We start from the raw sequence: 26,368 nt of genomic DNA, 5'->3' as shown, positions 1-26,368 counted from the left end.
CAGCGTCAGTTCTGAATGATATCAATGGTATGGAATTGTCCGTCATCCATCAGCGGAATGCTGTCATCGGGGAGGATGATGCCGTCCAGAGTGGTCTGGTATTTCCCGACGCCACGTGAAACGCTAATGTGATACTGACTGTCGCCGTACTGATATGTCATGGAAAACGACGGCCAGTTGTCCGGCAACAGAGAATGAACGGTAAGGGAAGTACCGCAACGTTTTATCCCCAGCAGCTCCTCTGTCAACAAACGGTATGCCCAGCCTGCGGAACCGGTATACCAGCTCCATCCGGCACGACCCGTATGCGGCGCGACGCTGTACACATCAGCGCTCATGACGTAGGGCTCTGCTTTATATTTTTCCACTCCACCGGCATCCAGCGTGTGGTTTATCGGGTTGATCATTGACCACAGCTGCCACGCGCGTTCTGCATTCCCCATCCGGGCAAACGCCATCACCGCCCAGATGGCGCCATGAGTATACTGCCCCCCGTTTTCCCGCACTCCTGGCAGATAGCCCTGGATATATCCCGGATTCAGCCCGTGCCCATCGAAAGGTGGCGTTAACAGTTTGATTAGCCCGGCCTCGTTATCCACCAGATGCTTATCCAGCGCCTGCATCGCCATGACGCTACGCGCCTGGCTGGCGACCCCGGACAGTACCGACCAGCTTTGCGCAATCGCATCAATTCGACAGTCCTGCGACGCTTTTGAGCCCAGGGGAGTACCGTCGTCAAAATATCCTCGCCGGTACCATTCACCGTCCCATGCCGAGGTTTCGAGATTTTTTTGCAGGCGCAGCGCCTCTGAACGACACATTGAAGCGACGCTGGCATCCTGTCGCCGATCGGCAAGCGAAGCGAAGCGTTGTAAAATATCGTACAGGAAGAAGCCCAGCCAGACGCTTTCACCTTTCCCCTCAATGCCAACCTGGTTCATCCCGTCATTCCAGTCGCCGGCCCCCATCAGCGGGAGACCGTGCTGCCCGAAGCGTAATCCATGCTGAATAGCTTTGACGCAGTGTAACCATAGCGTCTCTTCGCTGCTGCTGATGACCGGCGTGTCGTAGACGGACTCTTCACCCGGATGGAGCGGGCGACCTTGCAGATAAGGAATATTCAATTCCAGTATTTCCGTGTCCCCGATCGTTTCGACATAGTGACAGACTGCGAGCGGGAGCCAGAGATAGTCATCCGAACAGCGTGTACGCACGCCGTTACCGTGAGGAGGGTGCCACCAGTGTTGCACGTCTCCCTCAACAAACTGCCGTGTTGCGCACAGCACTATCTGTTCGCGCATCCTTTCCGGGGCGGCGTGACTGAGCGCCAGCGTATCCTGCAGCTGATCGCGAAAACCAAATGCGCCGCCGGACTGATAGTAACCGCTACGCGCCATAAGGCGACTGGCCATCGTCTGGTACAGCAGCCACCCGTTGACCAGTAAGTTCACGGAGGTATCCGGGGTATTGACCACCATTTTATCGAGTACGTGATGCCAATAGCGGTGAACGTTGTTCAGCTCCTGGCGGACGTTATCCTCATTCAGATAGCGGGCCAGGGTCTCCTGAGCCCGGCTATGATTTTCATCCACGCCAAGGACAAAAATAAACGTTCTCTGGTCGCCATCAATTAGCGTGGCCGCGGATTGTACTGCTGCGCAGGGATCCAGCGCGGCCCCCGTTTTCCCCGAGAGCCTGCGCAGCTTCATGGCGTCCGGATTTTGCAATGAACCGTTTCGGCCAATAAACTCGCGGCGGTCGCCCGTCAGCGAGCAGTAGGAGCCGCTGACGGCAAAAAATGCCGTGCGCTCGCCGCCGTTAGCGCCGTAAAAGTTGTTGGCCATCACCCCGCAACCGCCAGAAATGTTGACTGGATACGTAACGATATGGGAGGCCGAACGGGTTCGTAAATCCCCAAGCGTCCACTCCGCATAGCCGGTGACGGACAGTTTACGCGTTCGTCCCGAATTATTACTGAGCGTCAGGATCGCCAGTTTAACCGGTGCCTGTTCGGCGACCAGTATCGTCAACTCACTGTCTATCCCGCTCTCCCGGTGGGCAAACACGCTGTAGCCAAAACCATGACGGGTCAAATAGTCGCCGTGGCCGCGCACCGGCAGTATCGTCGGCGACCAGCACGCACCGCTCTCTTCATCACGCAGATAGAAGGCTTCACCACTGCGGTCGCTCACCGGATCGTTTTCCCAGGGCGTTAAGCGGTATTCATGGGCATTTTCATACCAGCTGTAGGCCTGTCCCGCCTCTGAGATAACGCTGCCAAAATCGGCGTTTGCCAGCACATTTGACCACGGAGCTGGCGTCGGCTCGTTTTCCCTGAGGACAATCTGATACTCCCGACCATCCTGAGAAAAGCCGCCGAGCCCATTGAAATGGCGCAGCTGATGGGTATCAGGCGTCCAGTCGGTATGTCGATTGCCCTCTGTTGCAGGGTGCGGAATTAGCAACCTGGCCTGGGGTTTTAGGGTATGAATGCGCTGGTTAAGCTGTTCACTTAGCCCGCCGGCTCGATCATCAAGGTACAGGCAGGCGACGCTCATCAGAAGCTGCTTATCCTCGGCGGAGAGATGCTCGCCATTACGGACAAAAATCCCGCCTGATTTATCCAGCAGGCTGGCTCCCGACCTGGCATAAATCAAATCCATAATCTGGTTTTGCAGCGCCTGCTGGTAGCCGCCGGGGCTCTCATTGAGGATCACCAAATCGACCTCCAGCCCTTTCTGGCGCCAGTATCGGTGCGCCTGAATAAGTGTTGTTACCGAGGCGATACCCTCTTCGCTGGTGATACTGAACAGCACTATCGGCAGATCGCCTGAAATCGCCCAGCCCCACAGGCCGGACTGACCTCGCCGGTTACGGCTGATAATCTGGCCGTCGGCGCGCAGCTCGTGACAGGGGTAAAGCACCGCGCTGGCGAGACGGTTAAACAGCGTGGCATCATCTTCACTGGCGTTCATCTGGCGTAACACCACCAGACTGTGGGACCAGGCCAGTTCAAAGATGCGGTCAGCAATGGGGTGATCTCTGTATTTTTCAAGCAACGCCAGGCTGTGCTGGCGGCTTTCGCTGATACCGTAAACGATATCGATAGTGACGGGCTGTCCCGGCAGTAGCGTGATAGCGTGGCGAATCGCCAGTATCGGATCAAGTACGGCCCCCGAGGTATTGCTGAGCGGTCCTTTTTTTACGCTTGTCAGCGCATTTGAAGGGGTTCTGCCGCGGCCAATAAATGCTGCCCTGTCGGTTTCAAACGAGATGCTCTTACTGTTATTGCCATGCACGACCACCATGTGAAACATGCACGGGTTCTGTTCGTCCAGCGAACGCGGGCGGCGATGGCACAGGATCGCGTCACGATCGGGGTTAATCTCGGTCTGGATAAATAAATTGCTGAATGCCGGATGGGCCCGATCGCTGGCGTCGGACGCCAGCACCACTTCGGAATAGGTTGTCAGTTCAAGGTCGTGCGGCATTCGCCCCCTGTGTACCAGCGTGAGCCTCCGTAGTTCAATATCATCTTCCGGGGAGACCACAATCTGGGTTCTGACACTCAGCGATCCGAAAGTACGCCTGTATTCAGCGCCGGCATCGGTAAAGATCGCCTCGTCGCCGTTATCGGCGTCTTTGCCGGTGGGATGCCAGGTATTGCTCCAGACTTCGCCCGTTTGCGAATCGCGGATATAGCAGAATGCTCCCCAGTTATCCCGGGTCGTATCGCTGCGCCAGCGCGTGAGGGCAATATTGTTCCAGCGGCTATAGCCACCGCCACCGGGGGTCAACATCAGATGGTAATGGCTGTTGGACAACAGCTGAACTTCAGGCACCGGCGTATCTGCTCCGGTGAAAATACGCGGTTCGTAGCGAACGGGTTTGACCCTTCCTTCATGGGATTCGAAATGACGGCGCGGGCTGTAGAGATCGACCGCATCCGGCACGCGCTCCTGTAACAGCAGGCTCGCCGAGCGGAAGACGGTACTGGACATGAATCGCTCCGTCATCGGGGCGTTAAGCAGCACGTGAGCCAGCGCCTGAAATGCCATCCCCTGATGGTGCGCCATCCAGGACTGCACGACGGCATACAGCTGCCCGGTTGCGAGGCGGGAGGGAGTATAGTCCAGCGCTTCATAAAAACCGTATTCGCCGCGCGCGCCGTTTTTTTCCAGGCTGAGCAGATTCTCGCAGGCTTTCTGCGGAGAGATCGTTAGCGCCAGCAGTGTCGCATACGGGGCGATGACCATATCGTCAGCAAGTCCTCGCCGCAGACCGAGGCCCGGTACGCCAAATGCCTGATACTGATAATTATGTTGAACATCAAAAGCATGATAACCGGACTCCGATACCCCCCACGGCACCCCACGCTCTTTGCCCCAGCGTATCTGACGCTTAACCGCGGACTGGCTCATTTCATCGAGAAGGCTACCGGGCCAGGTGGGCATCACCAGGTTCGGCATCAGGTATTCAAACATCGAACCGCTCCACGACATCAACGCGGTTTCATGGTCAATGGTGGTGAACAACCGTCCCAGGGCATACCAGCTTTTTAACGGCAGCTGGTTAGTCGCGATGGCGAGAAAACTGGTCAGACGGATTTCAGACGGCAGAAGATCGTAATGGCTTTTATCGGGTGTATTTGTATCACAGTTGTAGCCGACGCTGAGCAGGCTGGTCGCCTCGCTGTACAGAAAAGCAAAATCCATTCTCGCATGATCGTTCAGCCGCTGTTCAAGTTCAGTGATAATCTTCAGCCGCATGCGGGCCAGCGCCGTAGCCGATGCCGGAGGCGTTCCTTCGCCGCAATAGCTCGCGCCGGCAAGCCAGCTCAATGTCGGCAGCATCTGTTCGCTATACGTCTGAGGTATCCAGCCAAGCAAATGCGACCATTCATGGCAAAGCTGCACCAGCTGATGCTCAAGGTGTCCTGTCCAGCGCACCACAAGGCTGCTCTCCTGAGCGCACTGCGTCGTCAGATGGTTACACTGGGCGCGCATTTTTTTAAGTTCGCTGAACAGCTGCGCCGGACGCAGCGACGCTGCGTTCAGGCAGTGCTTGCGCAGCAGTCGCAGACCGGTTGGCGCGTTCTGACCCCAGTGTTTTTCCAGAATGATTATCGTATCGTTCAGCCCGGCCAGGATCTGCTCGCTGTTCAAAACCGGCTGATGACGCATGGCGGACAGGCCTTCGCGCAATGTCAGTAAATGGCCGGCCATATTGCCGCTGTCAACGCTCGAAACATAGCGTGGGCTGAGGGGCGCAAGCGTGCGGGTGTCATACCAGTTAAAGAGATGGCCCCGGAAGTGTTCCATTTTATCCATTGAGTCGAGAGTCATCGTCACGCGCTGTAAAACCTCTCCCCCGGGCAGGTAGCCAAAATCCCAGGCGGTCAGATTGGCCATCAGGGAAAGTCCGATATTGGTGGGGGAGGTGCGATGTGCGATGGTTGGCTGCGGTATTTCCTGGTAATTGTCCGGTGGAAGCCAGTTCTCTTTTGCCGTGGCAAAGGTTTCAAAGAAGGCCCAGATTTCGCGACTCGTCTGACGCAGCAGCAGCTTCTGTTCCTGGTTCAGCGAAATCGCCTTACGTTCAGGCTGGCGGCTTAGCCAGCTCAGCAGCAGGGGGGCCAGACACCATAGAACGCCGACGGGCAGAGCGATAGTCAGAAGCCGTGGGGAAAAATGAAAAGTCATCATCGTCAATGCCGCCCCGGCGACAACATTCAGCCACATCGCCCGATAAAAACGAATCACCGAAACGCCGGGCTGATGGCCGTCGGGGCTGTGGCTGGTCCACTGGATGAGATTGCGCTGACTGACGCCAAGACGCCAGAGCGTCACGGCAATGGCGTACAATGAGTATCCGGCCTCATGCGGCAGTATCGCAAAATTGAGCCCGATACGGGAAAACCGTTTCAGCGCCCCGGCCGCGACGAGTGGAATATGCAGCCGCAAAGGGCGGCGAAGAGGTTTATGCAGAAGGTCGTGACTGATGCTCAGCGCTGAAGGCAATAACCACACCAGCGCCAGCGCGCCAAGCCAATAAAGCGGGTTGGGGACCAGCAGCAGGGAGCAAAAAAGAAGCGCCAGCAAAGACGGGCTGACCAGGCTGCGGCGTAAATTGTCGAATAACTTCCAGCAGGAAAGCGCCGATAGCGGATTTTTATCCCGGGTTCCATCCGCTTTTCTGACGTACGGGCTGAGCCAGTTAAGCAGCTGCCAGTCGCCACGGATCCAGCGCGTGCGGCGGGCAACGTCTGACAGATAGTTGTTCGGGTACTGCTCGTAGAGTAAAACTTCACTGAGTAGCCCGGAGCGAGCGTAGCACCCTTCGAGTAAATCATGGCTGAGGACCAGATTTTCCGGGCAGGCGTTGGCGGTGGCCAGGACAAAGATATCGACGTCATAAATGCCCTTACCAACGAACGATCCTTCGCCGAAGAGATCCTGATAGATATCTGAAGACATCATCGAATAGGGATTATTACCCGGCACGCTGCTGCGCATGGCGGCATAGCGTCCCTGTCCGTTGCGCGGCATTTCCTCCGCCAGCCCGGGCTGTAAAATGCCGTACCCTTTGACGACCCTCTGCCGTAGCGGATCATACTCTGGCAGGTTGAGCGGATGCGCCATTGTCGCGACCAGTTTATGCGCCGTGTCGCGCGGTAACACCGTATCGCTGTCCAGGGTGATGACATATTTAATATGACCCGGCAACAGATGCGCTGGCGCATCTGCGACGCTGGAAAATTGCGCCGCGGGATGGCGCAACCAGTTGTTCAGCAACGCCAGCTTTCCCCGTTTGCGTTCATAACCCATCCATTTTTCCTGCGTGGAGGCCCATTCTGGCTGTCGGTGCAGAAGATAAAAGCGTGGGCGGCTGGCTGGATAGCGGCGGTTAAGATCCTCTGTTTCCGCGATGGCCTGTCTGAGCAGCCCGCTGTTTTCTGGCGGTTTTTCAACGGCGGAATCGGCAAAATCGGTGAGAAGGGCGAAGCGGAGGTTTTCGTTCTGATTACCCAGCCAGCACACTTCCAGGCTGGTGAGGAGCTTGCTGATGCTTTCGTGACTTGTCAGCATACAAGGGACCACTACCAGGGTCGCGCAATCAGCCGGAATTCCAGCGGAAAAATCCATTCGCGGCAGCGGTCTGGGTATTCGAAAGCGGGTGGTCGCTTCGCTCAACAAATCGTTCATTAACTGACTGACCGCCAAAATAAGCGGCAACGCCAAAAGTATCAGCATCCAGCCCATTCCCTGCTGCGCGGTTTCGTGCAAAATTCCGGCCGTCACCGCTGTCGTCAGCAGGCTCAGGCTGCCAAGCCATGACAACAAGGGGATTTTGTTGAAACTATGCCGCAGGCGTATCAGCCCTGAGGTATCTGCGGAAAGCTGCACTTCCAGCAGCTCGCGGCCTCCACCGGCCAGATAATAACCAATATGATGCCCCGGCGTGCCGGGCGCATTTTCCACAGAAAGCGCCAGTACCCGGCTGGCTACCTCTGACTCGCTGAAACGACTGTCTCTGGTCAGGATCTCGATGACGTGGCGGTAATGATCCCGGGTATCAAAGTGCATACGGGAATAGGTGCCGGCAGGATCGAGACGCAATGTCTGTTCTACGACGCTGATTGCCTCGGCGAAATCAGCCCAGTTCGTTTCGCTCAGCAAACGCAAGCCCGCGATGCTGTTGCTGACGGAAAGCTGGCTGGCCGCAAGCTGTTGATTGAAGCGGTGAATAAGAACCTCGGTTGTCACGCCCTGTTCAGCAAGACGCTGGTCCACCCAGGTCAGCGGCAGTGCCAGCGCATTGCCGCGCCCCTGCAGGCGGCGTACCAGTTCTGCGACAAACGCACTGCTCAGCGGCGGCCGCGCGCGCGCCATGTCGGCGACCACCATGATTAAGTCTGCCGGAGTATTCTCGGCACATTCGAAAATCCGCGTAATCCATGTATCTGCCAGGCTGCGCTCTTGCTGGGCTTTTACTACTTCCATACTGACGCGACGCAGATTTTCGATCAGAGACAGACGCAGCATGCCCGGTAGCGCCCAGACCTCGCCTAACGTCAGCGGCGTCACCTGCTGATAGGCCGCAATATAGCTGGTCAGGCTGGCCACGTCCCAGCGCCCGTCACCGTGGGCAATAGCTTCAGATGCGATATCGTAAATACGCGGGCAGTGGTGAGGCGATGCCAGGGACGGGAGGCCTTTGCCAAAGCTTTTTGGCAGATGCTGGCGGACAATGCGGATTTGTTCCTCAATCAGGTAGTAATTATCAAGCAGCCACTCACCCGCGGGCATGATGCTCGATTTTTTCCCGGCATTGAGCGCATAACAGTTTTGCGTGATCGCAGCCTCATTATCCCCCAGCCGTTTAAGAAGATAGTAAGGCAGCTTGTCCGGCGACAACTTATGAGTATGCGCCAGTTTCTGGCCGTAACGTTCCATCTGAGGCGTCGAAAACAGCTCTGAGCGCAAGCTATTTTCGCTTGTTGAGTCGTTGGCAGGAAACGGCACCAGTTCAGGGGCTTTCGTAGACATACGGGAGCGGCTAAACCATGCTCGGGGATTCATTTTCATAGCGTTGCTCTGATGCGACATTAACGCGCAGGAGCAGTTGCGAAATCAGTTCAGAAACGTTCTCTCAGGATGGGCGTAAGGCATCAGGGATTTAACAGCTGCCGGTCTTTATTTCAGTATAGAACACCGGTTTGTACGTGAGCCGGCGTAAGGGGTTAGCGTGGCGAGACAAAAAGGGCCTTACATCCCGGGCATAGCATTGCCTGCTTTAACCGAATCTTTGATGCAGGCTGGGGGGATTTTAAGCCGCAGATGGGGCAGGTGGCGGTGGACGTTCCACCGATGAGCTTCATTGCGTAATCGAGAAATGACATGATGATTAACCTTTCAATGAATGTGTTTCAGTCTACCACGTCTGGATAAAATTTAATCTATATAAAAACCTCCCCGTTTATATTTGCTGCTTCTCTCCCTCATCTCAGGCCGCAGCGGTAGTCCACCTCTGCCATAAAACTGCCCGCGACCCTCCTTTGACTTTCCCGAGGGAAGGGCGGACCGTCGTGCACTTCCCGAGAGCAAAGGCTATGATGCTTGCAGAAAATGACCAGCGTCAGCGCTATCCCAACGGAGAACGGGCCTGATGACGCTGAGGTATCATTCATCCCCGGCGAGTCAGTATTCGTTTTAACTAAGAGGCGCGTATGTTAAAAGTCACTGCCGAAGATTTTATAAAACCCGAATGCGTTGAAATCGTTCTCCCTTTGTACCGGGAACTGGTATCGGCAACGAAGAAAGAGCCGCGCTGTATCGCTTATGATTTATATATTGATGAGAAGGATCCCGGACATTTCATTTTTATTGAGGAGTGGCCAGACCACGCGGCCCTTGACGCGCATTGCGCCAGCGAGCATTTCAGACGACTGGTCCCTTTAATCGACCAGCATAAGCGAAAAGACGCCCGCTATATCCTGATGAATTGCCGGGTGAATCCGGAGGAATAGCCAGGCCGGCGGTAATGCGGCGTCATCATTGTAGTTCAGGCGGCCCGCAGCGGGTTAACGCGCATTGATTTAGATTCCGAATTATCTTCCCCGGTGATGGATGGCCTGAGGCGGTTTTGGGCGAAGCGTCACTCACGACCGCCAACGCAACGCCGCTTCCGTTATTCTGCTCCCGCCGGAGCCTTGCGCCTTATTTCAATCATATGGACATAAAAGTCATGGAACTCCTGGTCCTGTTTGGCAACCATTTCAGGAGGCAATGATTTGCGCTCGTCTCTCCACAGCCTGAGCGCTTCCTCGCACTGCCGGTAAGCGGCGTCAACAATCTCAATGGCTGGCTTATCCGTTTTAATGAACGGGACCGTGTGATTATCAAGGCAGATTGATACGGGAGTGCCAAATTGCTCTGCTGATGCGCCGCCCGCGATAGCTCCCAGCAGCCAGCACATGTTCTGAAGCTTTTTTCTCATTACTCTCAACCTCTTAATAAGCCGAAGCAGCAAATTAGCACGGTAGGTCCTCGCTGTCCCCAGGGATAATAACCGTGGCGTTGGCTAAGCGTGATAATGGCGCGACCGAGGACGCGGCGTACGGGAAACGAAAAGGGGAGCATGATGCCGGAACAGGCGCTAACCATTGCGTCAGCGGGAGAATAATATTGCGTGCTAGGGATAGAAAATCAGCCAGAAAATATAATTAACTGGCTGATTTATTTACGTTAGCTGGTGGTATTGGCACTCTGCTTATGGAACAGCTCGCGGAATACCGGATAGATATCTTCCTGGTCGCGTATATGCTGCATGGCGAAGTTTTCAAAGGTCGTCTGCAGGTGTTCATATTCACGCCATAACGTCTGGTGGGCGCGACGGGTGATTTCAATATAGCTGTAGTAACGCACCACCGGCAGGATGTTCTTCGCCAGCAGTTCGTGACACAGCGGCGAGTCATCCGCCCAGTTATCGCCGTCCGACGCCTGCGCGGCGTAGATATTCCACTGCGACGGGTCGTAGCGCGCTTTAACCACTTCATCCATCAGCTTCAGCGCGCTGGAGACGATCGTGCCGCCGGTTTCCTGCGAATAGAAAAACTCGTGTTCGTCCACCTCTTTTGCCTGGGTATGGTGGCGGATATAGACCACCTCGACGTTTTTATAGGTCCGGCTGAGGAACAGATACAGCAGGATGTAAAAACGTTTGGCCATATCTTTGGTGACCTGATCCATGGAGCCGGAAACGTCCATCAGGCAGAACATCACCGCCTGGCTGGAGGGCTCGGGCCGTTTTTCATAATTCTTATAGCGCAGATCGAAGGTATCGATAAACGGCACGCGGTCAATCTTCGCCCGCAGCTCGGCTATCTCCTGACGCAGCCGCTCTTCTTCCAGCAGCTGTGCCGGTTCGCTTTTAGTGATGACGTCCAGATCCGCCTCCAGCGCGCGCAGCTCGCGTCGCTTACCGGCGGTCATGGCGGTACGTCGCGCCAGGGAGTTTTGCAGCGAACGCACCACGCTGATGTTAGCCGGGACTCCGTTAGCGGTAAAACCCGCCCGATGCGTTTTAAACTCGGTAAGCTGCCGCTGCTGGTTTTTCTTCAGATTCGGCAGGGCGAGATCCTCAAACAGCAGGTCGAGATACTCGTCTTTGGATATCTGAAAGACAAACCCATCCTCGCCTTCGCCATCGGCGCTGGCTTGCCCCTGGCCGCTACCTCCGCCGCCGCCACCACCCTGCGGTCGTTCAATACGGTCATTTTGCACAAAATGGTCGTTGCCGGGATGCACGCGATTGCGCAGGCCGCCGCGACCCTGATGAAACATCGGTTCGTTGATATCATCCGTCGGAATAGAGACGGATTCTCCGCTCTCAATATCGGTCACCGAGCGCTTGTTGATCGCCTCGGAGATCGACTGTTTGATCTGCGCCTTGTAGCGACGCAAAAAGCGCTGGCGATTCACCGCACTTTTATTCTTCCCGTTCAGGCGCCGGTCTATAAACCAGGTCATATGCCCCCCGTACTGCATTTGCCAACCATACACGTCATACTTCAAGCCGCATTGTGCGTTGCTTACCCCGGACGCTTACCTGAGTAAACCTCCGGGGCTCCCTGCAACTCGAATTGTTGGTATCTCTTTTTTGCCCCGCAGCGATCGGGCTTGCCGCACGTCAGGACGATTTACGTACGCGCAAATACCATTCGCACAGCAAACGTACCTGCTTACGGGTGTAGCCTTTCTCCATCATCCGGTCGACGAAGTCATCGTGCTTTTTCTGCTCGTCGGTAGAGGTTTTGGCGTTGAACGAAATGACCGGCAGCAGCTCTTCGGTATTGGAGAACATTTTCTTCTCAATAACCGTGCGCAGTTTTTCGTAGCTGGTCCAGTTCGGGTTGCGTCCGCTGTTGTTTGCTCTGGCGCGCAGCACGAAGTTGACTATCTCATTACGGAAGTCTTTCGGGTTGCTGATCCCCGCCGGTTTTTCAATTTTCTCCAGCTCCGCGTTCAGCGATTCGCGGTCGAACAGCTGGCCGGTATCCGGATCGCGGTATTCCTGATCCTGAATCCAGAAATCCGCATAGGTGACATAGCGGTCAAAAATGTTCTGCCCGTATTCGGAGTAGGATTCGAGATAGGCGGTCTGGATCTCTTTACCGATAAACTCGGCATATTTCGGGATCAGATAGCCTTTGAGGAATTCCAGGTAGCGCTCCGACTGCTCCTGCGGGAACTGCTCGCGCTCAATTTGCTGTTCCAGGACGTAGAACAGATGAACCGGGTTAGCGGCAACCTCGGCATGATCAAAGTTAAATACCCGCGACAATATTTTAAAGGCGAAGCGGGTGGAGAGACCGTTCATACCTTCGTCGACGCCGGCATAATCGCGATACTCCTGGTAGGATTTCGCTTTCGGGTCGGTATCTTTCAGGCTCTCGCCGTCATAGACGCGCATTTTGGAGTAAATGCTCGAGTTTTCCGGCTCTTTCAGGCGCGACAGAATCGAGAAGCGCGACAGCGTTTCAAGGGTGCCAGGCGCGCAGGGCGCATGGGTCAGCTCGCTGTTATTCAGCAGTTTTTCATAAATACGCATCTCTTCAGAAATGCGCAGGCAATAAGGCACCTTGACGATATAGACGCGGTCGAGGAAGGCCTCATTGTTTTTGTTATTACGGAAGGTCACCCACTCAGATTCGTTCGAGTGCGCGAGGATAATCCCGTTAAACGGCAGGGCGGAAATCCCTTCGGTGCCGTTATAGTTGCCTTCCTGAGTGGCGGTCAGCAGCGGATGCAGCACCTTAATCGGCGCTTTGAACATCTCGACGAATTCCATAATCCCCTGGTTGGCGCGGCACAGGGCGCCGGAATAGCCGTAGGCATCCGGATCGTTCTGGGCGTAGTGCTCCAGCTTGCGAATATCAACCTTACCGACCAGGGCAGAGATATCCTGGTTGTTCTCATCGCCGGGTTCGGTTTTGGCGATGGCAACCTGCTCCAGAATCGACGGCCACACCTTGATGACGCGGAATTTGGTGATATCGCCGCCAAACTCATGCAGACGCTTGGCCGCCCACGGCGACATGATGGTGCCGAGATAGCGGGTTGGTACGCCATATTCCTTCTCGAGGATCTGCGCATCTTCCCGCGGATTAAACAAGCACAGAGGATGGTCGTTCACCGGGCTGCGCTCGCCGTTCGCGCTCAGCACGTAAACCGGTACGCGCTGCATTAATGATTTCAGACGCTCGGCAAGGGATGATTTACCGCCGCCCACCGGCCCCAGCAGATACAGAATCTGTTTCTTCTCTTCCAGACCTTGCGCAGCATGCTTCAGGTAAGAAACGATCTGTTCAATGGCATCTTCCATACCGTAAAACTCTTCAAATGCCGGATAGCGTGCGACAACCCGGTTTGAAAAGAGACGGGACAGCCTTGGCTCCAGGGCCGTATCGACCATTGCGGGTTCACCAATGGCCATCAGCAGCCTTTCTGCCGCGTTGGCATAAGCACTGCGATCTTGCCGGCAGATGGTAAGAAACTCCTGCAGTGTGAACTCTTCGTCCTTGGCAGCTTCATAACGCTGGCGATAGTGATCGAATATATTCATGGCATGCCGTCCTTTCGTATTTAGCACAAGTTGAGAGCGTTCATATGAATAGTGGGTGCTCCCGGAAGAGGCAAGCAGAGCGCGACGTCTACTGATTCTCCAGCAACCCTTATGCCAGGTTGTCGACAAGATTAAGATAACGTGCCCTGCAATGACATCTTCTAAATTAAAGCGTAGATGCATTTAGAAAACTTGCATGCAGCGAAAAATCAATTTCAATGACATATCAATAACTCATCCTAAAAAAGGCCGCTTTTTCGCACGTCCTGCCGGGGGCCTTCATCGTGTTGTCATGAAGCTGCAGGTCCGAAACCCTGTATTGATGAGCGGGGGAGTCATTTTTTGTAATGACGGGTAAAGAATTTGAGGCATGAGGGCTACGACGTTAAACTGCCTGCGCGGATTATTTGACAAACGGGAATATGGATTGTGAAGAAGATCAAATCTCTGGCACCAGGCGTGTGCCTTTTGGCTTGTGTGTCGGCAGCGCACGCCGACGGGAAGTTAACGCTGGGGGCCGGCGTGGGTATCGTCGAAAGCCCGTATAAGCAATATGACGTCGATGTTTACCCGGTGCCGGCAATCAGCTACGAGAGCGACAGCTTTTGGTTCCGTGGCTTAGGCGGCGGTTACTACTTATGGAATGACGAGAGCGATAAGCTGTCGGTTACCGCCTACTGGTCGCCGATGTACTTTAAGCCGGGCGACAGCGACAGCGAACAGATGCGTAAGCTGGATCGGCGTAAATCGACGATGATGGCCGGGCTGTCTTATGTCCACAACACCCCGTATGGCTTCCTGCGTACCACCCTCGCCGGCGATACGCTGGATAAAAGCAACGGGATTACCTGGGACATGGCCTGGCTCTATCGCTACACCAACGGCAACCTGACCTTAACGCCGGGTATCGGCGTGGAGTGGAGCAGCGACAACCAGAACGAATACTACTACGGCGTTTCGAAGCGCGAATCCGATCGCAGCGGCATGCGCAGCTACGACCCGGATAGCAGCTGGAACCCGTATCTCGAACTGTCGGCAAACTATCGCTTCCTCGGCGACTGGAGCGTATACGGCGCGGCGCGCTACACCCGCCTCTCCGACGAAATCACCGACAGCCCGATGGTGGACAAATCCTGGAGCGGTCTGATCTCCACCGGGATCACCTACACTTTCTGATTGTGCATCTTTATAGACACATCTGTGCATCAAAACAGGGCGTAGCGCCCTGTTTTGCATTACGGTGGTGCAATAAGCGACGGGAGGTAGCGATGACGGTAAAAATGGGCCGCTTTGGCGACCAGCAGGCGGTTCCTGCCATCGGGCAGGGGACCTGGTATATGGGACAAAACGGCGCGCATCGCTCGCAGGAAGTGGCTGCACTGCGAGCGGGCGTTGAGCTCGGGCTGACGGTTATCGATACCGCCGAAATGTATGCCGACGGCGGGGCGGAAGAGGTGGTGGGCGAGGCGCTTCTCGGCCTGCGCGACCGCGTGACGCTGGTTTCCAAAGTCTATCCGTGGCACGCCGGTGGGCGCAGGATGCGCGAGGCCTGTGAAGCCAGCCTGCGTCGTCTGAAGAGCGATTATCTCGATCTCTATCTGCTGCACTGGCGGGGTGATTTCTCGCTGGCAGAAACCGTCGAGGCGATGGAGGCGCTGGTTGCTCAGGGCAAAATTCGCCGCTGGGGCGTCTCCAATCTCGATACCGACGATATGCAGGCGCTGTGGCAGGTGCCCGGAGGCAGACGCTGCGCGACCAACCAGGTGCTGTATCATCTGGCATCGCGCGGCATTGAACACGATCTGCTGCCGTGGTGTCAGCAGCAGCAGCTGCCGGTTATGGCCTACAGCCCGCTGGCCCAGGCCGGTCGCCTGCGCGATGGCTTAATGAATCATCCCGCCCTCAGCAGCCTGGCGCTGGAAAAGGGCGTCACGGTCGCGCAGCTCCTGTTAGCGTGGGTAATCAGCCACAAAGGGGTGATGGCGATTCCAAAGGCCGGAAGCATCGCGCACGTTAAAGAGAACGCGGCCGCGCTCGAGGTGGTGCTGGATGAGAACGATATCGCGGTGATGGAAAGGGCCTTTCCGGCGCCGGGGCGCAAAACGCCCTTAGATATGGTGTAAAGGCGCTGATTTTACAAAGACATCTGCGGGTTTCGTTGATGGATATCAATGCTCAGTTGTGATTATCCTTTTAAAGATAAAAGAAAAAGGAGAATGACATGACTGAACCTAACAAGCCTCTGGACGTGAAGCTGGCTTTTCCCCTCTGGAAAGCCGCCCTGACAATCCTGTTCGGCGCAATTATCTGGTTTACCCCTCCCCCAGAAGGGTTGGCCATTCATGCATGGCAAATGTTTGCTATTTTTGCCGCAACGATCTTTGCCATCATCCTGAAGGTGATGCCGATGGGGGCGGTGACGATGATTGCGCTGATCGTCTCCGCATTTTTAGGGGTGACGCCTCTCTCACCGGGTAAAAGCGACAAAATCGCGGCGCTTTCCGGGTTTGCCAACGGTACGATCTGGTTGATTGGTATCGCGATGTTCATCTCCCGGGCGGTGATTAAGACGGGGCTGGGCAAGCGGGTGGCGCTGTGGTTTATTTCCAAATGCGGTTCAAGCATGCTGGGCGTAGCCTATGGTCTGGCCCTGTCTGACGTTGTCCTGGGGCCGGGCATTCCCTCGGCGTCGGCGAGGGGCGGCGGCATTATGTATCCTATTACGCAGTCCATTGCGACCGCATACCAGTCGGAACCTGGCGCGACGGCCAGAAAAGCCGGCGCCTTTTTAATGCTCTGCGTTTCTCAGATTGACGCCATTGTCTGTACGATGTTTTTAACGGCGATGGCGGGTAACCCGCTGATAGCCGAACTGGCGAGAAGCCAGGGCATTGAAATCACCTGGACGACCTGGTTTGTCGGCGCGATCGTGCCGGGGATTGCCTCTCTGATCCTGCTGCCGCTGGTGCTGTACGCTATTTATCCGCCGCAGCTGAAGAAAACGCCGGAAATTCCCGCGATCGCCAGAGAAGAGCTGCGCAAAATGGGGCCGATGTCGCTGGCGGAAAAAATCCTCGCGCTTGATTTTGTCCTGCTGATCTTGCTTTGGACGGTGGGCGACATTTTCTTTGCCATTCCCGCCACCCTTTCCGCGTTTATTGGGCTGATGGTGCTGCTGGTCAGCAATATCATGTCGTGGAAAAACATTATTGAAGAAAAAACGGCCTGGGATACGATGTTCTGGTTCGCCGTACTGGTGATGATGGCCAACGCGCTCAACAAGTACGGCATGATTAGCTGGATATCGGAGCGGATTGTCGGCTATGTCGGCCACTTCGAGTGGATAACGGTCTTCTTACTGCTGGTCGCGGTCTATTTCTATACCCGCTATTTCTTCGCCTCGGCGATGGCGCATATTTCCGCTATGTACCTGGCGTTTCTGGCCGTTGCCGTTTCCGTCGGCGTGCCGCCGCTTTTCGCCGCCCTGGTGCTGGGCTATACCTCGAACCTGTCGATGGGGCTGACGCAGTACTCTGGCGGCCCGGGGCCCGCTCTGTTTGGTTCCGGCTATAACACCACGGGTCAGTGGTGGGGCGTCAGTTTCGTGGTGTCGATTGCGTCTATCTTCATCTGGCTGGTGCTGGGGGGCGCGTGGATGAAGCTGGTGGGGTTCTGGTAACGGAACAACGTCGCATGCGGCATCAGTAAAAAAACAGGGCGATTGCGCCCTGTTTTTGATCCCGCGTCTCCGGTTCAGGAGCGCAGCGGCATTAGCCTCTTTTCGCGACGCGGATAGTTTGCGCCAGGCGAGACGGTTTTTCTTCGCTGGCTTTCTGCGATCCGGTGACGCAGCAGGTTTCGACGCAAACGAAGGTTTTGTAGCCGTCGTCCGGCATATCGCCCATGCTCACGGAAAGCGCCGGGCCAGGGTTCCAGCCCACCACGTTGCTGTTATGGTGATGAATAACGTCAATGCTGCGGTTCAGCGCGCCGTCGTGAATAACGCTGCAGGCATCCGCGTTCAGATAGACGCGGTCGGTACGATCCGGGAAGGTCTCCTCGCCGTGGCTTAGCACGCCTTCCTGCGCGTTGTTAACCTTATCAATATAGCGATCGCCCAGGCCGCTGACTTTCACCGCCGCAATATCTCCGACGTTGAAGTAGGTATGCAGGGCGGAGGTGGTTTCAAATTCGCCGTGCGCTTCCAGTTCGATTTCGCAGGTTTTACCCAGCTTGAAGCGCGCGTAGAGCGTAAATTCGTGCGGCCAGTACTGCCGGGTCTTATCGCTGCTTTTCAGTTCGAAGGTCAGCATCACGCCGCTTTCATCTTCATTGTGACCTTTCAGCGTCCACGGCAGGTTGCGCGCAAAGCCATGGGCAGGAAGACCCTGCTGCGCCGCCGGGCCAAACCACGGCCAGCAAACCGGCACGCCGCCGCGCAGCGCGATGCCGCTTTTAAACGGGGTGTTTGCGCTGAGCCACAGAACTTCTTCTTCGCCGGCAGGTTTCCAGGAGAGCAGGTGGGCGCCCTGGAAGGCGACGGAAGCTTTAACCTGCGGATGGTCAACGACAATCAGGTCGAGGTCGTCAAGCTGGCGGCGAGAGAGGACAGGAGTAACTTGTTCAATAACCGGGAGAGCAAAAATTTTGTTAATCATGGTGCAATCCTTGGTGTACAGGTACTGAGTTAAGCCATAAAAAAAGGCGACCGAAGTCGCCTTTTTGGATCAGGTTCTCATCTCAACTTATTTGGAGATGTGAGCGATCAGGTCCAGAACTTTGTTGGAGTAACCAGTTTCGTTGTCGTACCAGGAAACCAGTTTCACGAAGTTGTCGTTCAGGGCGATACCTGCTTTAGCATCGAACACGGAAGTGCAAACTTCGCCGTTGAAATCGGTAGATACAACGTCGTCTTCGGTGTAGCCCAGAACGCCTTTCATTGCGCCTTCGGAAGCAGCTTTGATGGCTTTCTTAATTTCTTCATAAGAAGCAGCTTTTTCCAGACGAACGGTCAGGTCCACAACGGATACGTTCGGAGTAGGAACGCGGAACGCCATACCGGTCAGTTTGCCATTCAGTTCTGGCAGTACTTTACCTACTGCTTTAGCAGCACCGGTAGAGGACGGGATGATGTTCTGGGATGCGCCGCGGCCGCCGCGCCAGTCTTTGTGAGACGGGCCATCAACGGTTTTCTGAGTAGCGGTAGTCGCGTGAACGGTGGTCATCAGCGCTTCGACGATGCCGAAGTTGTCGTTGATAACTTTAGCCAGCGGTGCCAGGCAGTTAGTGGTGCAGGATGCGTTAGAAACGATGTCCTGGCCTTCGTATTTGTCAAAGTTAGCGCCTTTAACAAACATCGGAGTGTTGTCTTTGGACGGGCCAGTCAGAACGACTTTTTTCGCGCCAGCAGTGATGTGTTTACGAGCGGTTTCGTCAGTCAGGAACAGACCAGTTGCTTCAGCAACGATGTCAACGCCAACTTCGTCCCACTTCAGGTTAGCCGGATCGCGTTCAGCGGTAACACGGATTTTTTTACCGTTAACGACCAGATGACCGTCTTTCACTTCAACGGTACCGTTGAAACGGCCGTGAGTGGAGTCATACTTCAGCATGTAAGCCATGTAGTCAGCGTCTAACAGGTCGTTGATTGCAACGATCTCGATGTCAGAACGTTCTTGAGCAGCACGGAAAACAATGCGACCGATACGGCCAAAACCGTTGATACCTACTTTGATAGTCATATATTCCACCAGCTATTTGTTAGTGAATAAAAGGTTGCCTGTAAAATTACAAAAACCTTACGCAGCGTCAAGCGGAATCGTGTCAATCATTGCGACAAATCAATCCAGAGCACACCTTTGCGCGATTGATTTGCCTCACTCTCCCTTTGAGCCCAATTCCATATGGGGACTGCGCGCGGAATTTTAAAGGTCATTAAAGATAAAAATGTGATTTATGTCACAATTATCTAGCTGCCTATCGGCATCGAATAAGTTTAGAACAAAAGTCCACGCTTCATTGTTAATGTTTTGTTAGAATCGAGCAGTTAAAGTTGTCCTTTCACAGCGAGAAGCATGCACATGTCGAATAAACCCTCCTCGGACGAGCTCAAAAAAGAGTTGAGCGAGATGCAGTTTTACGTGACGCAGAATCACGGCACCGAGCCGCCGTTCACCGGCCGACTGCTCCACAACAAACGAGACGGCGTCTACCACTGCCTGGTGTGCGACGCGGCGCTGTTTCACTCGCAAACCAAGTACGATTCGGGCTGCGGCTGGCCGAGCTTTTTTGAGCCGGTAAGCGACGAGGCCATTCGCTATCTGAACGATTACTCTCACGGTATGCAGCGCACGGAAATTCGCTGCGGTAAGTGCGATGCTCACCTCGGACACGTCTTCCCGGATGGTCCGCAGCCGACCGGCGAGCGTTTTTGCGTAAATTCGGCCTCGTTAAGCTTCAGCGACGATGATAACGGCGAGCAGATCAAGGGCTAAAGAAACGATTCAGCAAATTATTCCAATGCGGAGTTGAGCGGACGATGGATATCGAGCAAATTATCGACAGTATGACCCCGGAAGTTTATCAGCGTCTGGCCACGGCGGTGGAGCTGGGAAAATGGCCGGATGGGGTGGCGTTAACCCCGGAGCAGAAAGAGAACAGCCTGCAGCTGGTGATGCTGTGGCAGGCGCGACACAACGTCCAGGCCCAGCATATGACGATCGATACCAACGGGCAGATGGTGATGAAGAGCAAGCAGGAGCTAAAAGTGGAGTTCGGCATTTCGCCAGAACCTATTGTGACGTTTAAATCCTGATCGGCTCGCGCGGGTATGCTGCTTACGCAGGCCCGGCGGGTTTCGCCGCCGGGCGCTGAAGCTTTACGGACCGGTTACTTCTTGTTCATCATCGCTTTAAGATCGGCAAAAGGGTTATATTTCGCGTCGCCGACGCTCTTTTGCGCGTCTTCGCCCGCCACCACCGTTGAACCATACTGATCGGCTTCCGTGTACTTGGAATGCTCGTGGTCGTGACAGTACAGGCACAGCATCTCCCAGTTACTGCCATCTTCCGGGTTGTTGCCGTGATCGTGATCGATATGGTGCACCGTCAGCTCACGCAGATTCGAATAGACAAATTCACGGGAACAGCGTCCGCAGACCCACGGGAAGAGTTTTAGCGCCTTTTCGCGATAACCGACTTCCAGACGGGCGTAGTTTTTGGGGATAAAAGCCATAAAGCCCCATGCCTCCTGTAGCAAATGAAAAGCTGCGCCAAACCTGGCGCAGCCGATTGCGACAATCATAACCTATCGCCGGACGCGACACACCTCATCTCCTTCAGGGCGCCGCGTCCCGCGCTGCGGGCGGTAACGATCCTGAGGTTAGTGCTTAATCCCTAACGACTCGGCCAGCTGTTTGACCAGCTGGTTTTGCTCATCGGCGCCGTACTCCCAGAACATCGCGCCTGCCAGCCCCTTACTCTTGATATAGTCGGCTTTGAGCGCAACGGAGCGTGGGTTTTCGTAGGACAGCGCAAACAGCGCCTTGCCGTCCGCCGACTGCACCGACAGCCACGGCACCTTCGCCTGGTCATCCCAGTGCTCGCTAAAGCGCTGGCGCGGATCGTTAAGCAGCTTCGCGACGATATCGTTGTACTTTACGTAGGTATCTTTGCTCAGATCGAAGCCCAGGGATTTGAACAGCGCGATCTGCTCGGTTCCGAACCAGGGCTGAGTCACGGGATTTTTCTGCGCATCGGGTTTGCTCCAGTCGATGCCCGGCTCAACCGCCCGTTTTGGCACCCGACCATAGAAACCAATGCCGAGGTTCATCTGGCCCGGCTTCAAACCGGCGGCAAGATAGTTATTAACCACAAAATCGGCGCTGTACTTATCCGCCGCCACCACCGTCGGCCACCGGGTTGAGTCGTACAGATTAGAGTTGAAGTACTGGGTGCCGTAGGCCATGTCGTAGGTCATCAGGTTGATGTAATCCAGCAGCGGGGCGATAGCTTTGACATCGACCCAGCTTTTGGGGCTTTCGGCGTTGGCTCCCACGGCGATGGTCACCAGCTTTTTCTGGCCAAATGCGGCCCGCAGCTCCTTCAGCAGCGCGGTAAAGTTATCGCGATCGGCCGGCTGGCTGGCAACCAGTCCCCACGCGCCGTTGACCGGATACTCCCAGTCGAGGTCGATACCGTCCAGGCCATACTGCGCGACGATCTCCTGCGCCGAGCGGATAAACGCCGCGCGGCTCTCCTCGCTGGCCGCCGCGCCGGAAAATCCGCGTGCGCCCCAGCCGCCAACGGAAAGCAGAACCTTCAGCTCCGGGTTCTGCTGGCGCAGCGCGGGGATTTTGCGCAAATCAGCCTGTACTTTTGGCGACAGCCAAATTTGATGCAGCCTGGCAGGGTCTTTTAACGCCGCGTTGGTTTCATCCTTTTCGTCGTTGTAGACCAGGCCAAAGGAGTAGTTGAGATGGGTAATCTGGCGCACGTCCAGTTTATCGATATCGCCGCCCGGACCGGCGGTCACGTCGCCGCCGCCGTTAAAATAGCCGACGGACATCAGGGAGTGAGCAGAGACAACTGAGGCGAAAAGCAGGGGTAATGCTGCCAGTAAAGGCAAAAGTTTCATGGACGATCCTCTTTGACATTAAAAAAGCAAACACGCCACGGGAATGGCGTGGCGAAAAAAAAGCCCGCCCACACTATCAGCAATAGCCTGTTGAATCTGCGAGTTTGCTCAATGAATCGCTCAGAGGAGGCGCAAAGAAGTGGCCCGAAGCGGCGGCTTCGGGCGAAGGATCAGGCCTGGGTTTCCAGCCAGTCGCTGAGGGTATAGAGCGTCGCGCCGGCGGCGGCCATAGCCATAAAGGCGTGGGCGCTGTCCTGCGGCTGGATATTGACGCCGCGACAGCCGTCGGTAATCACGTTAACGCGATATCCGAGGTCGAGCGCGTCCAGCACCGTAAACTGAACGCAGTAGTCGGTCGCCAGACCCAGCACGATCAGTTCGGCGATCCCGCGCGCGCGCAGCCAGTCGTCGAGCTGGGTTTTGTGGCGATGACCGTTGTCGAAAAAGGCGCTATAGCTGTCGATCGCCGGATTTTCGCCCTTGTGGAACACGGCGGAGATATCCTGCTGCTGAAGCAGCGGATGCAGCTCCGCCCCGGCGCTATGCTGCACGCAGTGATCCGGCCAGAAGGTCTGCGCAAGGCCATCGAGTTCGCCCTGCGAGTAAGGCTCGGCCTGATGCTGGCTGGCGAAGCTGCCGTGGTTTGCCGGATGCCAGTCCTGGCTGGCAACGACCATTTCGCCGCGCGCCAGGCTCCAGTCGATCAGCCGGTTGGCGACATCAACGGTGCTATCGCCCTGCGGAACGGCGAGCGCGCCGCCCGCGCAAAAATCATTTTGTAAATCAACCAACAGCAGGGCACGATTGGTCATCACAAGCTCCTTACTCATCGGGAGTCAGCTCACCGCGCAGGTTTTCCTGCATCAGGCGGCGAATGGCCTCAACGTTCAGATTCTGGCTCAGCAGGTAGTGCAGCTTGGTCAGCGTCGCCTCGACGGTCATGTCGAAACCGCCGATCACGCCCGCCTGGGCGAGGGCGTTGCCGGTGGCATAGCCGCCCATGTTGACCTTGCCGGACATGCATTGCGTCAGGTTAATCACCACAATTCCGCGCTGGCTGGCTTCGGTCAGAACCCGAATAAACTCGCCGTTCTGCGGGGCGTTACCGACGCCATAAGAGCGTAGGATCAGCGCCTTCACCGGCTGGCGGAGAAAATTGCGCACCACGTCGGCGGAAATCCCCGGATAAATCGTCACCACGCCGATCGGCTGCGGCGTAATCGGGTGCACGATCAGTTCGCCCACGCCGTGCGGCGCCGGCGTCGTCCCGAGGCGGCGGATATGGATCCCGGCCTCCAGCAGCGGCGCCAGGTTCGGCGAAGCAAAGGCGTTGAACCCGTCGGCATGGGCTTTAGTGGTGCGGTTTCCGCGATACAAACAGTTGTTGAAAAACAGCGCCACTTCGTTAATCGGGTAATTTGCGGCGACGTACAGCGCGTTCAGCAAATTGATCTGCCCGTCGGAGCGCAGCTCGGCTAGCGGAATTTGTGACCCTGTCACAATTACCGGTTTGCCCAGATTCTCCAGCATGAACGACAGCGCCGAGGCGGTAAACGCCATGGTGTCGGTTCCGTGGAGGATCACGAAGCCATCATACTCATCATAGTGGGCGCGAATATCTTCCGCGATATGCTGCCAGTCTTCCGGCGTCATGTCGGACGAATCCATCAGCGGGGCATATTCGTGAATAGTAAAGTCCGGCATCTCCGGACGGTGGAACTCAGGCATCAGCGCGAGCTGACGCTGCAGGTGGCCGGAGACGGGAATATAGCCGTGTTCGGAGCGCTGCATACCGATGGTCCCACCGGTGTAGGCAACGTAAATCGATTTCTTGTGCATAGCATCGCTTAGGTTGTACGTAGACAGGCGCAGTATAAAGTGGTCGCGAAAAAAATACAGCGTATATACCCGTACCCGTCATACTTCGAGCTGCAGATGCGTTAGCTGCGCTTACTCACCCCGGTCACATAGTGGCCTATGCTCCCGGGGATTCGCTCACTTGCCGCGTGATTCGGCCTCCGGCCTCACCCCTTCTGGGCCAGCGCAACGAATTATTTAGGGTATACCTGCTATTGCGGGGGAAAAATAAAACCCCGGCCGATAGCCGGGGTTTGTTGTCGAACGGGGCGGGCTAGCGGATATTGGCGCAGGTTAAGCAGAAGGCGTAGCGGTTCTGCGGATCGTTAAATGCCGCCAGCTTGTCGCTTTCGGCCTTCACCGCATCGGCCGCCGCCGCGACGGGGGCGGGCAGCCAGGCCTGCAGCGCTGCCGGCAGCGACGCGCGAACGGAACCGGTCAGGCTATCAACCACCATTGAGAAGAAGGTCGGATCTTCCTGGTAGTAGTTAATGTGCCACTGTTTCAGCTTCGCCAGCTCTGCGGCTTTCGCCACCGCATCATCGAAGTCGCCGAGGCTATCAACCAGGCCGTTGGCCTTGGCATCTTCGCCGGTCCAGACGTGGCCCTGGGCAATCTGGTCAACTTTCTCCGGGGTACTCTTACGCGCGTTAGCCACCAGCGTAATAAAGCGCTTATAGCCGTTCTCAATGCTCAGCTGCATCATTTGCTGCACTTCAGGCGGCAAGGATTTGGTGGTTGAGACATCCGCCAGCGGCGAAGTGGACACGCCGTCGGTATGTACGCCGATGGAGCCCAGGGTATTTTCAACGGTGTTGATCACGCCAAAGATGCCGATGGAGCCGGTGAGGGTGCTCGGGTTCGCCACGATGTAATCCGCCGGGGTGGAAATCCAGTAGCCGCCGGATGCCGCCATGCCGCCCATAGAAACCACCACCGGTTTGCCCGCCGCTTTCGCCGCCGCCAGCTCTTCGCGAATCACTTCCGAAGCGCTGACGCTGCCGCCAGGACTGTTAACGCGCAGCACGATGGCTTTCACCTTCGGATCGAGGCGCGCATCGCGGATCTGGGCCGCCGTGGTATCGCCGCCGACGTTGCCCGGAGTTTCTTCACCGTCCATGATCGCGCCGTTCGCGAAGATAACCGCAATTGCGGCACCCTGGTCGGACGGTGTCTTAACGCTGTAATCGTAATAGCTGATGGCGCGATAGTTGTTATCCGCTTTGCTCCAGCCAAACTGTTTGGTCAGCGCCTTTTCGATATCGGTAGAGGTTGCCAGCTCATCAACCAGCTTGCTGTCCAGGGCGTATTTCGCCGTATCGCCGTCGACCTTGCGCAGGCCGTCGAGCACGCCCTGGGCGCCGGGGAACAGCTGCTGGGCGGTGATCTGCCGGTTGGCGGCGATGGTATTGAGATAGTTCTGCCACAGCTCGCCAATCCAGCGGCTGTCGGCTTCACGGGCGGCCGGGGACATATCGTCGCGGATAAACGGCTCGACCGCTGACTTATAGGTTCCGACGCGGAAAACGTGGGTGGACACCTTCAGCTTATCGAGCAGCGACTTGTAGTACAGGCCGTTGGTGGCAAAACCGTGCAGGTCAACTTCGCCCTGCGGCGAGAGCCAAATTTTATTGGCGAAGCTTGCCAGATAGTACTGCCCCTGGCTGTAGCTGCTGCCGATGGCGTAGACCGGCTTGCCGCTATCGCGGAATTCGCGCAGAGCTTTGCCGATGTACTGCATCGACGGCTGGTCACCGCCGGCAAAATTCTTCAGATCCAGCACGATGCCGGTGATATTGCGGTCGTCTTTCGCCTGACGGATGGTTTGTACGATATCAAACAGCGAGTTTTCCTGCAGGCGGTCCGAGCTGGCGCCAAACAGCTGGCGGCCAATCACGCCAAGCTTGCTGCTGGCCGAAGGCTTGTCGACCACTACGCCGGTAATATCCATCAGCAGCGCGCCGCGAGCGGCATGCTCCGTGGTGGTACTGCTGAACTGCGCCCAGATGCCGATGCAAACCAGCACCAGCAGCAGGAAAACCAGGTTTAGCGCGAGCTGACGAACAAAATTAAGTACTCGCCACGTCCATTTAAAAAATCCGGCAATCAGTCGCCAAAGGGTTCGCATGTATTCTCCCTAACATTATCAAAAGTGGGCTAACCGCAGGGGCTGCCGCGTCTGGCTATCCTAAAGAGACCATCGGCGCTTGTCAGCAGGAATCACCCGTCGGGCTGTAACAAAATTCGTGAG

General features: G+C 56.0%; 18 protein-coding genes. 6 read left to right on the top strand and 12 right to left on the bottom strand.

Annotation, left to right across the window (positions count from 1 at the left end):
- Positions 1-5 precede the first annotated feature (5 nt).
- Positions 6-8,588: a glycoside hydrolase family 94 protein gene (locus tag QFI97_RS17155; protein ID WP_346431661.1), complete on the bottom strand. Its 8,583-nt coding sequence runs from the start codon at positions 8,586-8,588 to the stop codon at positions 6-8.
- A 155-nt stretch (positions 8,589-8,743) separates the two neighbouring features.
- A complete protein-coding gene (locus QFI97_RS17150; protein WP_218029263.1) occupies positions 8,744-8,902 on the bottom strand; it encodes a YnfU family zinc-binding protein in 159 nt (52 codons plus the stop codon).
- A gap of 327 nt (positions 8,903-9,229) precedes the next feature.
- On the opposite strand from QFI97_RS17150, the gene QFI97_RS17145 reads away from it, so the two are divergent.
- Positions 9,230-9,529: a putative quinol monooxygenase gene (locus QFI97_RS17145; RefSeq protein ID WP_095096825.1), complete on the top strand. Its 300-nt coding sequence runs from the start codon at positions 9,230-9,232 to the stop codon at positions 9,527-9,529.
- Positions 9,530-9,690: 161 nt separating this feature from the next.
- Here QFI97_RS17145 and QFI97_RS17140 read toward each other — a convergent pair whose 3' ends face one another.
- The 3 genes from QFI97_RS17140 to yeaG form a co-directional block, all read right to left on the bottom strand.
- Positions 9,691-9,999 carry a hypothetical protein gene (locus tag QFI97_RS17140; protein ID WP_331835439.1) on the bottom strand — a complete coding sequence of 103 codons (309 nt, stop codon included), beginning with the start codon at positions 9,997-9,999 and terminating at the stop codon, positions 9,691-9,693.
- Positions 10,000-10,247: 248 nt separating this feature from the next.
- The gene (locus QFI97_RS17135; RefSeq protein ID WP_346431660.1) at positions 10,248-11,531 is read right to left on the bottom strand and encodes a YeaH/YhbH family protein; all 1,284 of its coding nucleotides are present in this window, start codon (positions 11,529-11,531) and stop codon (positions 10,248-10,250) included.
- Between the two features lie 160 nt (positions 11,532-11,691).
- Positions 11,692-13,626, bottom strand: a complete 1,935-nt coding sequence (gene yeaG / locus QFI97_RS17130) for a protein kinase YeaG (RefSeq protein ID WP_095096834.1) — start codon at positions 13,624-13,626, stop codon at positions 11,692-11,694.
- A gap of 429 nt (positions 13,627-14,055) precedes the next feature.
- Between yeaG and QFI97_RS17125 the strand changes: the two genes are divergently transcribed.
- The 3 genes from QFI97_RS17125 (at position 14,056) to QFI97_RS17115 (ending at position 17,305) form a co-directional block, all read left to right on the top strand.
- The gene (locus QFI97_RS17125; RefSeq protein ID WP_095096837.1) at positions 14,056-14,802 is read left to right on the top strand and encodes a MipA/OmpV family protein; all 747 of its coding nucleotides are present in this window, start codon (positions 14,056-14,058) and stop codon (positions 14,800-14,802) included.
- A gap of 92 nt (positions 14,803-14,894) precedes the next feature.
- Positions 14,895-15,749 carry an aldo/keto reductase gene (locus QFI97_RS17120; RefSeq protein ID WP_346431659.1) on the top strand — a complete coding sequence of 285 codons (855 nt, stop codon included), beginning with the start codon at positions 14,895-14,897 and terminating at the stop codon, positions 15,747-15,749.
- Positions 15,750-15,847: 98 nt separating this feature from the next.
- The gene (locus tag QFI97_RS17115) at positions 15,848-17,305 is read left to right on the top strand and encodes a DASS family sodium-coupled anion symporter (protein ID WP_095096843.1); all 1,458 of its coding nucleotides are present in this window, start codon (positions 15,848-15,850) and stop codon (positions 17,303-17,305) included.
- Positions 17,306-17,396: 91 nt separating this feature from the next.
- Here QFI97_RS17115 and QFI97_RS17110 read toward each other — a convergent pair whose 3' ends face one another.
- Positions 17,397-18,284 (bottom strand): D-hexose-6-phosphate mutarotase, encoded by an 888-nt coding sequence (locus QFI97_RS17110; RefSeq protein ID WP_346431658.1) that lies wholly within the window; start codon positions 18,282-18,284, stop codon positions 17,397-17,399.
- Between the two features lie 87 nt (positions 18,285-18,371).
- A complete protein-coding gene (gene gapA / locus QFI97_RS17105; protein WP_045855008.1) occupies positions 18,372-19,367 on the bottom strand; it encodes a glyceraldehyde-3-phosphate dehydrogenase in 996 nt (331 codons plus the stop codon).
- A gap of 339 nt (positions 19,368-19,706) precedes the next feature.
- On the opposite strand from gapA, the gene msrB reads away from it, so the two are divergent.
- Both msrB and QFI97_RS17095 read left to right on the top strand, forming a co-directional pair.
- Positions 19,707-20,120 (top strand): peptide-methionine (R)-S-oxide reductase MsrB, encoded by a 414-nt coding sequence (gene msrB / locus QFI97_RS17100; RefSeq protein ID WP_095096848.1) that lies wholly within the window; start codon positions 19,707-19,709, stop codon positions 20,118-20,120.
- Between the two features lie 44 nt (positions 20,121-20,164).
- The gene (locus QFI97_RS17095) at positions 20,165-20,440 is read left to right on the top strand and encodes a YeaC family protein (protein ID WP_095096852.1); all 276 of its coding nucleotides are present in this window, start codon (positions 20,165-20,167) and stop codon (positions 20,438-20,440) included.
- A 74-nt stretch (positions 20,441-20,514) separates the two neighbouring features.
- On the opposite strand, the gene yajD is transcribed toward QFI97_RS17095, so the two are convergent.
- From yajD to sppA, 5 genes are all read right to left on the bottom strand, one after another.
- Positions 20,515-20,859: an HNH nuclease YajD gene (gene yajD, locus QFI97_RS17090; protein ID WP_095096855.1), complete on the bottom strand. Its 345-nt coding sequence runs from the start codon at positions 20,857-20,859 to the stop codon at positions 20,515-20,517.
- A 147-nt stretch (positions 20,860-21,006) separates the two neighbouring features.
- Complete coding sequence (chiD, locus tag QFI97_RS17085) at positions 21,007-22,260, bottom strand: chitinase ChiD (RefSeq protein ID WP_346431657.1); 1,254 nt, start codon at positions 22,258-22,260, stop codon at positions 21,007-21,009.
- Positions 22,261-22,430: 170 nt separating this feature from the next.
- Positions 22,431-23,072 carry a bifunctional nicotinamidase/pyrazinamidase gene (pncA, locus tag QFI97_RS17080; RefSeq protein WP_331835434.1) on the bottom strand — a complete coding sequence of 214 codons (642 nt, stop codon included), beginning with the start codon at positions 23,070-23,072 and terminating at the stop codon, positions 22,431-22,433.
- A gap of 10 nt (positions 23,073-23,082) precedes the next feature.
- Positions 23,083-24,099, bottom strand: a complete 1,017-nt coding sequence (ansA, locus tag QFI97_RS17075; RefSeq protein ID WP_346431656.1) for an asparaginase — start codon at positions 24,097-24,099, stop codon at positions 23,083-23,085.
- A gap of 292 nt (positions 24,100-24,391) precedes the next feature.
- Positions 24,392-26,245, bottom strand: a complete 1,854-nt coding sequence (gene sppA, locus QFI97_RS17070) for a signal peptide peptidase SppA (RefSeq protein WP_331835433.1) — start codon at positions 26,243-26,245, stop codon at positions 24,392-24,394.
- Positions 26,246-26,368 lie beyond the last annotated feature (123 nt).

It is taken from the genome of Klebsiella scottii (genome assembly GCF_036561945.1).
Classification (GTDB): Bacteria; Pseudomonadota; Gammaproteobacteria; order Enterobacterales; family Enterobacteriaceae; genus Klebsiella; species Klebsiella scottii.
Note: the sequence above shows the minus strand (reverse complement) of the source record. Positions and strands in the feature narration are given on the sequence as shown.

Coding starts and splice junctions, on each gene's coding strand:
- sppA (WP_331835433.1), bottom strand. CDS start 26,245: ATGCGAACCCTTTGGCGACTGATTGCCGGATTTTTTAAATGGACGTGG.
- ansA (WP_346431656.1), bottom strand. CDS start 24,099: ATGCACAAGAAATCGATTTACGTTGCCTACACCGGTGGGACCATCGGT.
- msrB (WP_095096848.1), top strand. CDS start 19,707: ATGTCGAATAAACCCTCCTCGGACGAGCTCAAAAAAGAGTTGAGCGAG.
- QFI97_RS17145 (WP_095096825.1), top strand. CDS start 9,230: ATGTTAAAAGTCACTGCCGAAGATTTTATAAAACCCGAATGCGTTGAA.
- gapA (WP_045855008.1), bottom strand. CDS start 19,367: ATGACTATCAAAGTAGGTATCAACGGTTTTGGCCGTATCGGTCGCATT.
- QFI97_RS17120 (WP_346431659.1), top strand. CDS start 14,895: ATGACGGTAAAAATGGGCCGCTTTGGCGACCAGCAGGCGGTTCCTGCC.
- QFI97_RS17115 (WP_095096843.1), top strand. CDS start 15,848: ATGACTGAACCTAACAAGCCTCTGGACGTGAAGCTGGCTTTTCCCCTC.
- QFI97_RS17150 (WP_218029263.1), bottom strand. CDS start 8,902: ATGTCATTTCTCGATTACGCAATGAAGCTCATCGGTGGAACGTCCACC.
- QFI97_RS17140 (WP_331835439.1), bottom strand. CDS start 9,999: ATGAGAAAAAAGCTTCAGAACATGTGCTGGCTGCTGGGAGCTATCGCG.
- yajD (WP_095096855.1), bottom strand. CDS start 20,859: ATGGCTTTTATCCCCAAAAACTACGCCCGTCTGGAAGTCGGTTATCGC.
- QFI97_RS17155 (WP_346431661.1), bottom strand. CDS start 8,588: ATGAAAATGAATCCCCGAGCATGGTTTAGCCGCTCCCGTATGTCTACG.
- yeaG (WP_095096834.1), bottom strand. CDS start 13,626: ATGAATATATTCGATCACTATCGCCAGCGTTATGAAGCTGCCAAGGAC.
- chiD (WP_346431657.1), bottom strand. CDS start 22,260: ATGAAACTTTTGCCTTTACTGGCAGCATTACCCCTGCTTTTCGCCTCA.
- pncA (WP_331835434.1), bottom strand. CDS start 23,072: ATGACCAATCGTGCCCTGCTGTTGGTTGATTTACAAAATGATTTTTGC.
- QFI97_RS17110 (WP_346431658.1), bottom strand. CDS start 18,284: ATGATTAACAAAATTTTTGCTCTCCCGGTTATTGAACAAGTTACTCCT.
- QFI97_RS17135 (WP_346431660.1), bottom strand. CDS start 11,531: ATGACCTGGTTTATAGACCGGCGCCTGAACGGGAAGAATAAAAGTGCG.
- QFI97_RS17095 (WP_095096852.1), top strand. CDS start 20,165: ATGGATATCGAGCAAATTATCGACAGTATGACCCCGGAAGTTTATCAG.